This window comes from Allomuricauda sp. M10 (genome assembly GCF_020782875.1).
Taxonomy (GTDB): Bacteria; Bacteroidota; Bacteroidia; order Flavobacteriales; family Flavobacteriaceae; genus Flagellimonas.
Map to the genome: position 1 here is coordinate 158,231 of NZ_JAJGBN010000006.1, position 14,954 is coordinate 173,184.

Consider the following 14,954-nt stretch of genomic DNA (forward strand, 5'->3'; position numbering starts at 1 on the left):
CTATATTTATTATTCAACTTTAAATTCTAACCATATGGCAATCAAAAGTTTTCAAGGCGTACGTTCCAAGGAGGAGAACAAGAAGAAATACAATGCCCCTATTTTGGTGGAAGACTATATGTCCAAAAAGCTGATTACTTTTTCCCCGGATCAGTCTATTTTGGAAGTCATGGAAACCTTTGCCAAGCACCACATTTCTGGTGGACCTGTGGTGGATAACAATGGTTTTTTGGTTGGAATCGTATCCGAAGCGGACTGTATGAAACAGATTTCCGAGAGTAGGTATTTCAATCAACCCATTTTGGATAAGAGTGTAGAGCGTTTCATGACCAAGAATGTGGAGACTATTCCATATGATATGTCCATTTTTGATGCTGCAGGTGTTTTTGCCCGTCATAATAGGCGTAGGTTGCCCGTCATGAAAAATGACATTTTGGTAGGGCAGATCAGCCGAAAGGATATCGTGGTGGCCGCTCTTAAACTGACCGCCCAGAGCTGGAAATAGCTTATTCCCGCTTTACGATCATATAATAATCATTATCAAGCGGTAGGTAACCAAGATCATACACAAAATAGTAGGTACTGCCTTTTTTGGTGGTATACAGGTTGGTAATATACTCAAAGTCAAAGCCTTTATCCAGCAAACGCATTTTAGTGGTCTTGGTCTTTCCTTCATTTAAGGGAAAACTGTTGAGGATGCGGTAATTTTTCCTGAGTTTGTTGTTAATGTTTCGAACCAGGTTCTTGCTATCGCGGTTCAGTTTGTTGTTATAGGAGTTCCGGCAGTGGTCCGAGCAGAATTTTTGGTCTATCCGCCCCACCAATTTTGCACCGCATTCCAAACATTTTCTTTCAGACATGGCATAAGATTAGGTGACCACAATATCATACTTTTTCAACAAACCGATCAATCCCTCTTTATTGAACTTGCTTTTTTTCAAGGTGTTGATAGATGGATCAATGGAAAAATTAAAAGCGGACGAAAAATCCACCTGTTCCAATTGGGTATGGTTGAAAATGGCGTTTTCCAGGTCTGAATTAGGGAATTGCGACATTTTGAGATTGGCTTCGGAAAAATCCACTTGGTGTAGTTTGCAGTTTAAAAAGAAGGTTTTTGGAATTTCCATGCCGTAAAAGGAAGCCACCGAAAGATTACATCCTGTAAATTGAAAAGCCAAAACCATCGGATTACAGGTCTCGAACTGTACCCCCACCATTTTGCAATCCACAAAAGTGACCTCGTTAAAAATGGTATGGGCAATGTTGGCGTTGGTAAAGTCGCAACCTTCAAAAGTGCATTCCACAAAATTTTGATTGTCCAAAAATCCTTTGGTGAACAGGCAGTCCACAAAACGGCAATTCTCATAATCACCCTTCGGCAATTTGTTTTGGGAATAATCCTGCTTTGTGAACTCCTGATCGAACCAAAAGGGTTGTGCCATTAGTCTTCGGATAATATGATGGCCGGAATTTCCAGCGATTTGAACATGTCGTTATAAGCTTTCATGCCATCGTTTACAATGGCATCTTTTTCATCCTCGTAGGTTTTCCACTGGGTCAAAAGATCTCTTAGGCGTTCCTTGGCACCGTTGGTAACCTTGGGCTCGGCCACATCCACAAAATCTTTTAAGTTCATGAACTCGGCATTCAACTGGTTACGGAAGTTGATCACATCCTGAAAGGTCTTCTGATTGGGCTGGATCAATTTTTCTTCCCAAGTGGTGATGCGCTCCAAAAGCTTATCCCCATTTTCAATCAAGCCTTTGGCTTTTTCATTGTCCTTCAACAAGTCTTTGTAGGTTTTAAGTTGATTTTTAGCCTTTCTGATCTGGTTAACGCCCTTGTGCATATTGTTGATGCTCTCATCAATTTTAACAAGAACGGACTGTTGTTCCGCATAATCCGTCGGCGTACCTTCCACATTCGGGTCGGCCAAAACCACTGCATTGGTCTCTACAGTTTCATCACCCAAAGAAAGGCGTAACGTGTAGGTGCCAGGCGCTACACGGGCCCCTCGATACCCGCCATAGGCGAAAACCTGATCTATAGGAATCACGGATTCACGGCTAAAATCCCAGGTAAATCGGTTGTATCCTTTCAGGGAAGGCAGAACCGCGGGTTTGGAAGGCCCACCGGGCCAACTTTTAAAATCTTTTGGTGCTTGATTGGTGATGGTTCGGATCACTTTTCCTCCAGAAAGCACCTCCAGTTTCAGCTCTGTGGAATCCAATTTTTCAGGTAAGTAGTAATCAAAGGTTACCCCCGATTTTGGATTTTGCCCCAACCCTTGAACAGGTTTATCGGTACTGCCGTTAAAAATGCGGTAAGACGGTTTCGGGGTCACAATGCTCAACTTGGTGGCTGGGTTCAAACTGGTTTGAATGGCCCCAAGGTCGTCCAAGATCCAAAAGGAACGTCCCGCCGTGGCAGCGATCAAATCGTTGTCGTGAATGGCCAAATCGTTGATGGGAACAATCGGTAAATTGAGTTGTAGGGTTTGCCAATGTTGTCCGTCATCCAAAGAAACGAACAGACCTGTTTCGGTACCGGCATACAACAGTCCTTTTTGTTTTGGATCTTCCCTGACCACTCGGGCAAAGTTATGCTCGCCATCAATCCCTTGGGTGATCTTGGTCCAAGTTTTACCATAATCAGCCGTTTTGAAAATATAGGTATCCAAATCCATGAACTTGTATCGCATGGCCACCATATAGGCCGTTGCAGGATTATGGGGAGATACCTCAATGCTGTTAATAATGCCTTCCTTTAAATTGGGAGGGGTAATGTTTTCCCAGCTTTGGCCACCGTTTTTGGTGATGTGCACCAAACCATCATCCGAACCGGCATAAAGTACTCCTTTTTCGTGCGGGGATTCCACTAAGTACATCAGGGTGTTGTAGTTTTCGCCACCGGCCGCTTCGTTGGTGTACGGTCCACCGCCTGGGCCTTGTTGTTTTGGGTCGTTGCGGGTAAGATCAGGACTCACCACTTCCCAAGTATTTCCGCCATCCAGTGTTTTGAAGACCACGTTCCCCGCATGGTAAATCGTATTCGGGTCGTGGGGCGAACTGATGATGGGTGCATTCCAATTGTATCGGAACTTAAAATCTTTGGGCACCTTGCTAAGTCCCAATTCAGGATACTCCTGGATCGGTTTAGCTTCTTGGGAAGCCCGCACCCATTTCTCAATGATCCCTTGGTAACAGCCCCCATAAATAAACTCGGGATTGTTGGGGTCAAAGGCCAAATAGGCACTTTCACAACCTGAAACGGCATACCAATCCTTCCAATCGATACCAGCGTCATGGGTTCTGCTGGCAATGGCCACCGAAGTATTGTCCTGCTGGCCACCATACACGTTGTAAGGCACCAAATTATCTGTGATCACGCGATAAAACTGGGAAGTGGCCTGGTTCTCCTGGGAGCTCCAGCTCTTTCCTCCATTATTGCTGATATTGGCACCCCCATCATTGGAGTTGATCATGATTTTGTTGTTCTGCGGATGGATCCAGAGGTCGTGGTTGTCGCCATGCGGAGTGGATAAAGGAGCAAAAGTCCTTCCGCCGTCAATGGATTTGGTCACGGGAGCGTTCAATACGTACACCACATTTTCATCTTGGGTATCGGCAAAGATTTCCATATAGTACCAAGAACGGGCAATGTTGATACGGTCCTTGCTGGTCTGCTGCCAGGTCTTTCCGGCATCCACACTTTTATAGACCCCGCCTTTTTCGCCTTCGGCCTCCAAAACCACATAAACGATATCAGAATTGGCCCTGGAAACCGAGATGCCCGATTTACCAAATTCCTTTGGAATGCCTTTGTCCATCTTGGTCCAAGTGGTGCCCCCATCGGTGGATTTGTACAGTCCGGATGACGCCCCACCGGATTCCATGGTCCAAGGATACCTGCGGTGTTGCCACATGGCGGCATACAGGATCATGGGGTTGTTCATATCCATGGAAAGGGAGGAAGCTCCTGTGTTTTCATCCACATAAAGGACTTTTTCCCAAGTTTCGCCCCCATTCAAGGAACGATACACGCCACGATCTTCGGATGGGCCGTATTGTGCGCCTTGGGCTGCCACAAAAAGGATATCGGGATTGGTTGGGTCGATGATCACATCACCAATATGTCGGGTCTTGTCCAAACCGATATGTTTCCAGGTTTTGCCTGCATCGGTGGATTTATACACGCCATCTCCCATGGAAGTCATCACCCCACGGGCAGGATGCTCTCCCATACCTGCCACAACCAAGTTGGGATTGGTTTCGGAAACCGCAATATCACCGACGGTGCCTGTCTTTAAAAATCCATCGGAAATGTTCTCCCAAGTAATGCCATCATCCGTAGTTTTATAGATGCCGCCACCGGTAGAACCCATGTAATAGGTGTGGGGTTGACCCACCACCCCGGTAGAGGTAACACTTCGACCTCCACGGTACGGGCCAATGTTACGCCATTTCAGTCCTGGGAAAAGGGAATCGTTGACGACAACTGCGGGAGTGTCGGATTTTTTGTTTCGTTTTTGGGCATGCGAAGGGTAAATGGCCAGCAACAGGGCACATAGGAGTAATAGTCTTGGTTTCACGAGTGTTGGAATTAGTTATCCTGTTAAAGATACTAATTCAAAGCCATTGGATGTACAATGAGCAGCGTAAAACTGCCCGTAATCCCTAGGGAAACATCAAGGTTTTTTGGAATAGGCAAAAAGGATTTCCTCGGCTTCGCCATTTTCCTCGATGAGCACGTAGACGTTCATGTGGTTTTTATCCACCAACTCCATGGTAAGCCCTTCAAAATAGACCTTGTTCTTTTCCAGTTTCACCAATTTGAAGTCGATGGTCTCGATTTTATCCTCCCAACCCTTCAGGTTGCCATCAAAATGTTTCAGCTGGAGAATAAGGGAATTCTCCAGCTGTTGAATGTGTCCCACTTCATAAAAAGAGACCTTATTGTCGTTCACCAAACGGAACACGAACATCATGGAGTCGCCCAATGGCGCGCTCCAAATCTCTTCAGCCGTTCCGCCAAAGGCTTCCCCGCTCCAAGAGCCTTCGATCCAAGCCACCTCCTTTAAAGAAGCAGTGGGCGATTCCTGTCCTTCGGACAGTTGCATGGTCTTTTGGGCGGAAACGATGCCGGTGCCCATCAATAAAAGGAACAATAAGCGTCTCATGTGTTGTGGTTTTTGTGGTTTAGTTGGAAAGGGCAAACTTGACGTTCACCATGGATTCCACTTTTATTTTTTCAAAATCGATGTCCAAAGGTTGCTCCATGCTCGCATCTGCCGCCATTTCCATTTTGGCCATCATCACGGGCTGGTTGTAACGGGGGTAGTAGGGTTGTGAGTTGTCCACAATATGGATGGCCATGCCCACTTTTTGGCCCAATGGCTTGGTCAGGGCAACGGCTTTTTGTTGGGCTTTTTTCATGGCCCTGGATTTCAGTTCCAGTTCCAGTTCGTCCATTTTGGAATATTCGGTCTTTTCTACATAGGCGTTGGCGATTTCCAATTGCTCCAAGGCCACCATGACCTCCCCGGCCTGCTTGCCGGAATAGACTTCCAACGAGTATTGTTTGCTTTTCAGCACCTCCTTGTCGCGCAGGAAATATTTTTTAAAATCGCTGCTAAAATCCTTGATCACCAACTGTTTGTCTATATCAATGCCCATGGCCTTAAAGCGTTGCGCCATTTTGTTCTCCTGCTCCTCTACGGACACACGGCCTTTGGTGTCTTTTTCCTGAATGGTGATGCTGAGGTAGATTTTGTCCGGCGTTACCAAGGTGTCCACTTGGGCGGAGGTTTCCAGATAGGGCACATCCAAAAAACTCTTGGTCTGGGCAAAAAAGGCGGTGGTGCATAGCAATGCGGTAATCGATAGGATACATTTTTTCATAGTTTCATTTTTGTTTAAAGGTAAATACTTCCCTGTGAGATACAAAACCTGTACCACTTTACAAACGCGAATATGCTATTCCGTAAAAGGGTTGGAATTGTTTGATTATCTTGAGTACAGAATAGGGGATGCGGAAGAGGGTGATTGGATGCGTCGATAGTACTCCGTATTTGGGGTGTAGGGATGTGTTTTATATTTATATAAACAAGTTGGAAATAATATTAAGAAACGAATGCTAGATAACTATTTAAGGAATTTCAACGAAAATATTAGCGGACTTAGAGAGTTCATTGAGCTAATTGAACCATTTTTAGACCAACATTTAAAAGAAGCTGAAAAGGAAAGAGAAATAATTTCCAAAGGCTTTGACTTAGCTAAAGATGTAGCATTAGAAAAAGATGAAGAAAAGAAAAACTACATCCAAGAGCAACTTAAACAATTATTAAATGGCGATTTAATTATAGCTAGTGAAATTGACAAGGAACAAGTAAAAAAAGACAACAAAGATTTATCAATTGAGCAAATTCCAGATTTCATCTATTCTGTTCCAAAAAGTTTGCATCCAAGAATTGATTCGAGTTTAGAAAATGTTTATAAAATTAGTCACCAAAAACATCAATTATTAAAAAGTTCTTTAATAAGCCTCTTAAGTACAGTAGAATGGTTTTTCTCACAAGTTTTACATTTTTATTATGATAAATATCCTGATTCAGCTGGTATTAAGAAGAAAACATTAAGCCTAGAAAATTTAAAAACATTTGGAGATATTAAAGACGCTGAAAAATTTCTAATCGACCAAAAAATTGAAGAAATATTTAGAGGTGGTTTTGAAAGTTGGCTTTCAATATTAAAAGATGAAATAAAGATAAAATCCGAATTAGCTTACAGACAAAAAGATGAACTTATTGAAATTTACCAAAGACGTAACCTATTAGTCCATAATGGAGGTGTTGTTAATTCTATTTATCTAACAAAAGTACCTGAATCCTTAAGGGAAAATGTAAAAATTGGCGATGAATTAGAGGTTACAAAAGAATATTTAGAAAATTCAATATGTAAAATACATCTTGTATTTACCTTAATTGCCTCTGAGATTTGGAAAAAAATTGAGAAGAAAAGTGAAACAAGAGAAGAAATATTGAACGACATTGTTTATAGTAATCTTTTGGAGAATAGATGGGACATAGCAGGTGGTATTTCAGAGGCTATATTTAAAGACAGAGATAATGCTTCTGCACATAGAACAGTAGCACAGCTTAATAGTTGGCTTTGTATAAAAAGAGAAGGTAAATATGACTCCATATCAAAAGAAATAAACGAAGTTGATTATTCAGATAAAGCTCTGAAATTTCAAATGGGTCTTTGGGGTTTGAAAGAAGACAAAAAAAAGTTCTTTTCAAATCTAGAAAGTTCAATTAAGACAGATGAACTTACAGTAGAAAATGTATTAGAGTTCCCAATATTTGAGGAAATGAGGAAAACAGAGGAATTTGAAAAATTCAGAAAAGAATCTGACGTTTTTAAAGAAATGATAAATATCGAAGAAAAAGAATAAATACTATTGCTTACAATGGCTATAAGTAATTGCTTGTTCTCTTTTATCCTTCGACTGCGCTCAGGGCAGGCCTCCGAAAATCTTCGCAATTACTCTTGCCCCAGACTCATACCTGCAAGCTAAAAATGCTGAATTACGATAAAACATATATGATTAGAGAGGCTTTTTCGAATAGACCATTTCGAGGAGTTGTGGAAAATTATGACTTGGCTGAACCTGAAATTTCACGCGGTGACAAACTCATGGCAGAAACCATTCCTGTTAAACATTCGATGGGCGGAAATATTCTCTATGATATTATTTGGACAACGAACGCTTTTCCGCTAATAGTTAGTGAAAGAGTGATTGAATTGTTTAAGGCAAACGGAATTACAGGCTGGAATACCTACAATGTTGAAATCCGCTCAAAAAAGAATGAATTAATTGACCAAAAATATTTTGGGCTAATTATAACGGGCCGTTGTGGGTATCGAGATTATTCAAAAAGCTCAATAGTTCTGGACAAAATTGGAATATATACTGAACCACATGTCAAAGGTTTTTACTTTAAAAATGATTACTGGGACGGTTCAGATCTATTCATGTGCAACCCAGACGAAAACGGAAATTCAACTATGCACCGTTTTTGCACAGACAAAGTTTTAGACCTATTTAACAAAGAAAAAATAAAGAATATCGATTTTGAAAATTTAAATGAATCAACGTTGGCAATTGCATTATATGAGGTTCCTCTGAATAGCAAACAAAAGTCTGAAATGGAAAAATTAAAAGCCAGCAGCTAACAATGACAATAATCAATTACATGTTTTCACCCAACTCCCAAAACCCATGAAATTCCTCCTCGCACCCGATAAATACAAAGGCTCCCTCACCGGGCAGGAATTCTGCGAAGCGGTGGCCAGTGGGATCCTAAAAGTCTTTCCCCAGGCGGAGATCGTAAAAAGACCCTTGGCGGATGGCGGGGATGGCACCATTGAGGTGGTGAGCCATTACCTGAATGCTTCCTCCGTACCAGTGCGGGTGCACGATCCCTTGTTCCGAGAAATGGAAGCCCCTTATTTGCTTTCCCAAGACAAACACACCGCATTTATTGAAATGTCCGAAGTCTCGGGCTACAAACTGCTCCAAAAGTCCGAGATGAACTGCATGCACACCACGTCCTTGGGCACTGGGGAACTCATTTTGGATGCCTTGGAAAAAGGGGCAACAACCATCGTTTTGGGTATCGGCGGAAGTGCCACCAACGATGGCGGCATGGGCATGGCCCAGGCGTTGGGCTATCATTTTTTGGATAGCGAAGGCAACGCATTGGAACCTGTGGGCAAAAATTTAGGCCTGGTGGCTCAAATCGATATGGATAAGGTGTATCCACAATTATCCAAAGCCAATATTCAAGTGGCCTGCGATGTGAACAATCCATTTTATGGGGAACAGGGTGCCGCCAAAATTTACGGTCCACAAAAAGGGGCCTCGCCTGATGAGGTGGCCTTTTTAGATGAAGGCTTGGAACAATTCGCCAAGGTCCTCCAAATTACTTTTGGTGTGGACGTACAGGAGATTCCCGGAGCAGGAGCCGCCGGAGGTGTTGGGGGAGGAGCCGTGGTGTTCTTGAACGCCAGCCTGACCTCTGGGGTGGATTTGGTCATGCAACTCGCTAATTTTGAGGAAGTGGTACAAGGCGCCGATTGGGTGATTACCGGGGAAGGCCAATTGGACGGACAAACGTTTTCTGGTAAAACCATCAACGGGGTGATCAAGGCCGCGCAAAAGTATCAGGTGCCCGTGGCCGCTTTTTGTGGTTCGGTAGATGTGACCATTGCGGAAATGCAACACATGGGATTGGATTATGCGGTTTCCATTTTAAACCAGATCGGTAATTTGGATGAGGCCAAGGCCAAAAGCTTTCAAAACCTGGAACTGACCAGCTATAATTTTGCCCATCTGCTCAAAACAAGCAAAGCTTAGGTATTTTTGGCTAGTGCAACGGCCCTCTTTGCATCTTGAACTCCAACGAAGCTTTTACTGTTTTCCATTCGCTCTCCAATATGGAAAATACCACGGTATCCCTTAAATTGCCTTGTGCATCAATGCGGTGGTTCCTTAAAATACCGTCTTGTTTGGCGCCCAAGCGCTGAATGGCGTTTCGGGACGGGTGATTGTGGAAATGCGTGCGGAATTCCACGGCAACGCAGCCCAAATTCTCAAAGGCGTATTTCAGCAACAGGTATTTGCACTCCGTGTTCACCCCGGTGCGCTGTACTTTTTTGGCATACCAGGTAGAGCCGATTTCCAGCCGTTTATGTGCGGCTTCCACATTCATGTAACGGGTAGTGCCCACCACGGCATTGGTCCTTTTGTCCACAATGGTAAAGGGGAGCGATTTGCCTGCTTCTTGTTCCGAAAGGGCGGTGGTGATGTAGGCATCTGTGGTTGCAGGGGTTGGGACAGAGGTGTACCAAAGCTCCCAAAGGTTGCCATCGGATGCGGCAAAGGCCAGATCCACCTTGTGTTCCTTTTTCATGGGCACAAGTTTTACCAAATTTCCTTCAAGGGTAACGGGTTTCAACCAAGGTTGCATAGCTAGTGTTTTGCCCCAAAGATAGGGGAAAAGACGGGTGGTACTTTTTTGTGGTTTGGAATTAACAAAAGGATCACTGATTGTCTTCGGTAGGCACTATGAAATTTTTTCTTAGGGAGGAATAAATGTCTGAAGATATGTCGGTTACATATTCCTTGTTGCTATCGAAAACTTTTTGGGGTTCCCCGTGTTGGGCGTCCTGTTCTTGAATGTAGATGGTCTCCTGTTTGTCGTACATCCGTTTACCAAGACTGAACCTTTTGATCACGGAGTATTTGTTGATACTGCGAATAGCCATTATGATTGGGGTTTTGGTATTTAAGTTTAGACCCCGATTTGGGGATTGGGTCACATGTACATCAATGCATTTTGGGAAAAGTAATAACAGAATCTCATATCTTTATCCAAGAATGAGGTTTCCACTAGTTATAAAGAAATTAATAGGATTTGCACTCATGTTAATGAGCATTGCATTTGTGTTTAGGCTCATTCTCTTCTTTCCAACCTTGGCCTTAGGGTTTTCAGATGCCATAAAGGGGAATAGTGGAGCCAAATGGGGTTCATTCACTTTCTACCTTTTGTTGTACATATTCTTTTGGATAGTAACCTATTATATGTTCAGGATAGGTAGAAGACTTTTCAAAAGCAACCAATAGACCACCAATACCGGCCAATAAATCAATGATTTTATAGGTTCCGATTAAAATAAACAACTTTTTGGAGATTCTTCGCTGCGCTCAGAATGACAATGGGACATTCGAGATAATTTGCACCATTCGTGTCCAATCATTAAAGACGGCAGTGATCGGATGCAAAACAAACCCTTCGACTCCGCTCAGGGTCCCATGAGCAACACCGACATTTTGTGGTTTCGAATTGGATTCTCCGCTGCGCTCAGAATGACAATGAGGCATTCGAGATAATTTGCGCTATTCGTGTCCAATTGTTTTAGATAGTCATGATAAACCACAAAGTAACCCTTCGACTCCGCTCAGGGTCCCTTACAAAAATAACATCAATTTGTGGTTTCGAATAGGATTCTCCGCTTCGCTCAGAATGACAATGAGACATTCGAGATAATTTGCGCTATTCGTGTCCAATTGTTTTAGATAGTCATGATAAACCAAAAAGTAACCCTTCGACTCCGCTCAGGGTGCCTCACAAAAATAACATCAATTTGTCGATTCGAATTGGATTCTTCGCTGCGCTCAGAATGACAATGGGACATTCGAGATAATTTGCATCATTCGTGTCCAATTGTTTTAGATAGTCATGATAAACCAAAAAGTAACCCTTCGACTCCGCTCAGGGTCCCCTACAAAACATCAACATTTTGTCATTGCGACGGAGCAAAGCGACGAGAAATCTAAAAAAATACTTTCCTTAAAAACAATTCAGTTTATCTTTGCCGCAAAGTTTTTGGATTGACCAAAGCCCCGATTTCCCAACTCTTTGCACAGTCTCCCACACTCGGGAAACTGAGGGATGCCATTGTCCAAATTGTCACTTCGAGCTCAGTCGAGAAGCACATCACCCAAAAAAAGATACATGTAAAAGGACTTGTAGGTTCTTCCCTGTCCTTTGTGGTTTCGGAAATTTTTAAAACGGTTGATGCCCCATTTCTCTTAATCTTGAACGATAAGGAAGAAGCTGCATATCTCTTGAACGACCTAGAACTGTTGATAGGGGAAAACGATGTGCTTTTCTATCCAGGCAGTTACCGAAGGCCTTACCAAATTGAAGAGACTGATAATGCCAATGTATTGTTGCGTGCCGAAGTGCTCAACCGCATCAACTCACGCAAAAAACCAGCGGTGATCGTCACCTACCCTGATGCCCTTTTTGAAAAGGTGGTCACCCGAAAGGAATTGGACAAGAACACCCTAAAAATAAAATTGGAGGATACCCTTTCCCTTGACTTTTTAAATGAAGTGCTATTTGAATACCAGTTCAAACGGGTGGATTTTGTGACCGAACCCGGGGAGTTTTCCGTTCGTGGGGGTATTGTGGATGTGTTTTCCTTTTCGCACGACCAACCCTATCGCATCGAATTTTTTGGTGACGAAGTAGATAGCATTCGAACCTTTGATGTGGAGACCCAACTCTCTACGGACAAGGTGAAGAAGATTACCATCATCCCCAATGTAGAAAACAAGTTCTTACAGGAATCACGGGAGAGCTTTTTAAAATATATTGCCCCCAACACGGTGGTCTTTGCTCAAAATCCTGCTTTGATCTATGATCGAATCGATTCGTTCTTTGCCAAAGCGGAAGAAAGTTTTGCAAAACTGGGAAAGGAAATCAAGCATGCAGAACCCAAGGAGCTATTTGCAGATTCGACTTTGTTGAAGGAACAACTTGTGGATTTTTTATGTGTTGAGATTGGGGCTTCGACTCCGATCAGCCCCCAAAATTTAGACAATATGGTCACTGAGCGAAGTCGAAGTGACATAATGCAATTCCACACCAAACCCCAACCTTCCTTCAATAAAAAATTTGACCTGCTCATTGAAAACCTGAACGAAAACAGGGAAGCGGGGTACACCAACTATATTTTCTGCTCCACCGAGCAACAGGCCAAACGTTTCCATGACATTTTTGATGATTTGGCTTCGACTTCGCTCAGCCAACCAAAAAATGAAAGCGTAAAGGACACTGAGCGTAGTCGAAGTGTGGATTACAAAATAATCGTACTACCCCTTTATCAAGGTTTCATTGATGACGACCTGAAACTGGCTTGCTATACCGACCATCAAATCTTTGAACGCTACCACAAATTCCACCTTAAAAATGGCTATGCCAAGAAACAAGCCATTACCCTCAAGGAACTCAACAAACTGGAGATCGGGGACTATGTGACCCACATTGACCACGGAATTGGCAAGTTCGGAGGGCTTCAAAAAATAGATGTGGAAGGCAAAAAGCAGGAAGCTATCAAATTGATCTATGGCGACCGTGATATTTTGTATGTGAGCATCCATTCGCTACATAAAATTTCCAAATACAATGGCAAGGACGGGGCGCCGCCCAAGATCTATAAACTTGGTTCCGCGGCTTGGAAAACCCTGAAACAGAAAACCAAGAGCCGCGTTAAGCAAATTGCCTTCGACCTTATTCAAGTGTACGCCAAACGACGTTTGGAAAAAGGTTTCCAGTATGACCCCGATAGTTATTTACAGTATGAATTGGAAGCATCTTTCCTGTACGAGGACACTCCTGATCAGGAAAAATCGACCCAGGATGTAAAAATGGACATGGAGAGCGAACGTCCCATGGACCGTCTCATCTGTGGTGATGTTGGTTTTGGAAAGACCGAGGTGGCTATTCGGGCGGCATTCAAGGCGGTGGACAATGGCAAACAAGTGGCCGTTTTGGTACCTACTACCATTTTGGCATTTCAACATAGCCGCACGTTCAGGGAGCGTTTGAAGGATATGCCCGTTACGGTAGATTACCTCAACCGCTTTAGGACTGCCAAAGAGAAAAAAGAAGTGCTAGATGGTCTTTCAGCTGGAAAGGTGGATATCATTATTGGCACCCATCAACTTGTGAACAAAAATGTCCAGTTCAAGGATTTGGGATTGTTGATTGTGGACGAGGAACAGAAATTTGGAGTTTCCGTAAAAGAAAAACTACGCTCCATCAAACAAAATGTGGATGTACTTACCCTAACAGCTACTCCCATTCCTAGAACGCTGCAATTCAGTTTGATGGCAGCCAGGGACCTATCCGTCATCAATACCCCACCACCCAACCGATACCCTATCGATAGTCAAGTTATCCGATTCAATGAAGAAATTATTCGGGATGCCGTTTCCTATGAAATCCAACGTGGCGGACAAGTATTCTTTATCCATAACCGAATCGAGAACATCAAGGAAGTAGCTGGAATGATCCAACGTTTGGTGCCCGATGCCAAAATCGGAATCGGTCATGGACAGATGGAAGGCAAAAAACTGGAACAGCTCATGCTGGCCTTTATGAATGGGGAGTTTGATGTGCTGGTCTCCACCACCATCGTGGAAAGTGGGTTGGACGTGACCAATGCAAACACCATTTTTATCAACAACGCCAACAATTTTGGGTTGAGCGACCTTCACCAGATGCGTGGCCGTGTGGGACGAAGCAACAAAAAGGCGTTCTGCTTTTTCATTACTCCACCTTATGAAGTGATGACCCCCGATGCCCGAAAACGAATTGAAGCATTGGAGCAGTTCACCGATCTGGGAAGCGGTTTCAGCATTGCCATGAAAGATCTCGAAATCCGTGGTGCCGGGGATTTATTGGGTGGTGAACAAAGTGGATTCATCAACGAAATCGGGTTTGAGACCTACCAAAAAATATTGACGGAAGCCATTGACGAACTCAAGGAAAATGAATTTAAGGATCTATACGAAGAGGTAGAGGGTCATAAAGAAAAAGTCTACGTGAAGGACATTCAACTGGATACCGATTTTGAACTGCTCTTCCCCGATGACTATATCAACAACATTACGGAGCGATTGAACCTGTACACCCAGCTCAATGAGGTAAAGGATGAACAAGGACTTCAGAAATTCGAGGCTGATCTTGTGGACCGTTTTGGAGAGTTGCCCGATCAGGCACAAGACTTGTTGAATTCTGTTCGTATTAAATGGATCGCCACCCACATTGGTCTGGAAAAAGTGGTGATGAAACAAGGTAAGTTCATGGGTTATTTTATTGCCGACCAGCAATCCAATTTTTACCAAACACCTATATTCTCCCAAGTACTGCAATACGTGCAGAGCCATTCCCAACAGGCCAGACTCAAGGAAAAACAGACAAGAAACGGATTACGTCTCCTATTAACTTTTGATCGCATTACCAATGTGGAAAAGGCTTTCAAGGTTTTGGAGCCATTGAGAGTTGTACCTGCTTCAATAGGGTGAGATTCTTCATC

General features: G+C 43.3%; 12 protein-coding genes. 5 read left to right on the top strand and 7 right to left on the bottom strand.

The annotated features are described in order from the left end of the window. Positions 1 to 34: 34 nt before the first annotated feature. A complete protein-coding gene (locus LKX84_RS15185; protein ID WP_228238064.1) occupies positions 35 to 505 on the top strand; it encodes a CBS domain-containing protein in 471 nt (156 codons plus the stop codon). 1 nt (position 506) lies between these two features. Here the strand turns inward: LKX84_RS15185 and LKX84_RS15190 are convergent, their stop codons facing one another. The 5 genes from LKX84_RS15190 to LKX84_RS15210 form a co-directional block, all read right to left on the bottom strand. After that, positions 507 to 860: a hypothetical protein gene (locus LKX84_RS15190; protein WP_228238066.1), complete on the bottom strand. Its 354-nt coding sequence runs from the start codon at positions 858 to 860 to the stop codon at positions 507 to 509. Between the two features lie 9 nt (positions 861 to 869). After that, positions 870 to 1,442, bottom strand: a complete 573-nt coding sequence (locus tag LKX84_RS15195; RefSeq protein WP_228238067.1) for a pentapeptide repeat-containing protein — start codon at positions 1,440 to 1,442, stop codon at positions 870 to 872. Then, entirely contained in the window at positions 1,442 to 4,591 is a 3,150-nt protein-coding gene (locus tag LKX84_RS15200; protein WP_228238070.1) for a VPS10 domain-containing protein, read from the bottom strand. Before LKX84_RS15200 ends, LKX84_RS15195 begins: the two co-directional genes overlap by 1 nt. Positions 4,592 to 4,687: 96 nt before the next feature. Continuing rightward, complete coding sequence (locus LKX84_RS15205) at positions 4,688 to 5,179, bottom strand: DUF6265 family protein (RefSeq protein WP_228238078.1); 492 nt, start codon at positions 5,177 to 5,179, stop codon at positions 4,688 to 4,690. A gap of 19 nt (positions 5,180 to 5,198) precedes the next feature. Continuing rightward, positions 5,199 to 5,900 (bottom strand): SIMPL domain-containing protein, encoded by a 702-nt coding sequence (locus tag LKX84_RS15210; protein WP_228238080.1) that lies wholly within the window; start codon positions 5,898 to 5,900, stop codon positions 5,199 to 5,201. A gap of 232 nt (positions 5,901 to 6,132) precedes the next feature. On the opposite strand from LKX84_RS15210, the gene LKX84_RS15215 reads away from it, so the two are divergent. The 3 genes from LKX84_RS15215 (at position 6,133) to LKX84_RS15225 (ending at position 9,420) form a co-directional block, all read left to right on the top strand. Beyond that, complete coding sequence (locus LKX84_RS15215; RefSeq protein WP_228238081.1) at positions 6,133 to 7,455, top strand: hypothetical protein; 1,323 nt, start codon at positions 6,133 to 6,135, stop codon at positions 7,453 to 7,455. A 125-nt stretch (positions 7,456 to 7,580) separates the two neighbouring features. Next, complete coding sequence (locus LKX84_RS15220) at positions 7,581 to 8,237, top strand: hypothetical protein (RefSeq protein ID WP_228238082.1); 657 nt, start codon at positions 7,581 to 7,583, stop codon at positions 8,235 to 8,237. A 46-nt stretch (positions 8,238 to 8,283) separates the two neighbouring features. Then, positions 8,284 to 9,420, top strand: coding sequence for a glycerate kinase (locus tag LKX84_RS15225; RefSeq protein ID WP_228238083.1), 1,137 nt, complete (start codon positions 8,284 to 8,286; stop codon positions 9,418 to 9,420). Between the two features lie 10 nt (positions 9,421 to 9,430). Here LKX84_RS15225 and LKX84_RS15230 read toward each other — a convergent pair whose 3' ends face one another. Further along, positions 9,431 to 10,033: a GNAT family N-acetyltransferase gene (locus LKX84_RS15230; RefSeq protein ID WP_228238084.1), complete on the bottom strand. Its 603-nt coding sequence runs from the start codon at positions 10,031 to 10,033 to the stop codon at positions 9,431 to 9,433. Between the two features lie 73 nt (positions 10,034 to 10,106). Continuing rightward, positions 10,107 to 10,331: a hypothetical protein gene (locus LKX84_RS15235; RefSeq protein ID WP_228238085.1), complete on the bottom strand. Its 225-nt coding sequence runs from the start codon at positions 10,329 to 10,331 to the stop codon at positions 10,107 to 10,109. Between the two features lie 1,126 nt (positions 10,332 to 11,457). Here LKX84_RS15235 and mfd point away from each other — a divergent pair. Then, a complete protein-coding gene (gene mfd, locus LKX84_RS15240; RefSeq protein WP_228238086.1) occupies positions 11,458 to 14,943 on the top strand; it encodes a transcription-repair coupling factor in 3,486 nt (1,161 codons plus the stop codon). Positions 14,944 to 14,954 lie beyond the last annotated feature (11 nt).

Excerpts from the sequence above, each read along its gene's own strand:
- LKX84_RS15185 (WP_228238064.1), top strand. The coding sequence starts at position 35 with ATGGCAATCAAAAGTTTTCAAGGCGTACGTTCCAAGGAGGAGAACAAG.
- LKX84_RS15220 (WP_228238082.1), top strand. The coding sequence starts at position 7,581 with ATGCTGAATTACGATAAAACATATATGATTAGAGAGGCTTTTTCGAAT.
- LKX84_RS15210 (WP_228238080.1), bottom strand. The coding sequence starts at position 5,900 with ATGAAAAAATGTATCCTATCGATTACCGCATTGCTATGCACCACCGCC.
- LKX84_RS15215 (WP_228238081.1), top strand. The coding sequence starts at position 6,133 with ATGCTAGATAACTATTTAAGGAATTTCAACGAAAATATTAGCGGACTT.
- LKX84_RS15195 (WP_228238067.1), bottom strand. The coding sequence starts at position 1,442 with ATGGCACAACCCTTTTGGTTCGATCAGGAGTTCACAAAGCAGGATTAT.
- LKX84_RS15225 (WP_228238083.1), top strand. The coding sequence starts at position 8,284 with ATGAAATTCCTCCTCGCACCCGATAAATACAAAGGCTCCCTCACCGGG.
- LKX84_RS15230 (WP_228238084.1), bottom strand. The coding sequence starts at position 10,033 with ATGCAACCTTGGTTGAAACCCGTTACCCTTGAAGGAAATTTGGTAAAA.
- LKX84_RS15205 (WP_228238078.1), bottom strand. The coding sequence starts at position 5,179 with ATGAGACGCTTATTGTTCCTTTTATTGATGGGCACCGGCATCGTTTCC.
- LKX84_RS15190 (WP_228238066.1), bottom strand. The coding sequence starts at position 860 with ATGTCTGAAAGAAAATGTTTGGAATGCGGTGCAAAATTGGTGGGGCGG.
- LKX84_RS15235 (WP_228238085.1), bottom strand. The coding sequence starts at position 10,331 with ATGGCTATTCGCAGTATCAACAAATACTCCGTGATCAAAAGGTTCAGT.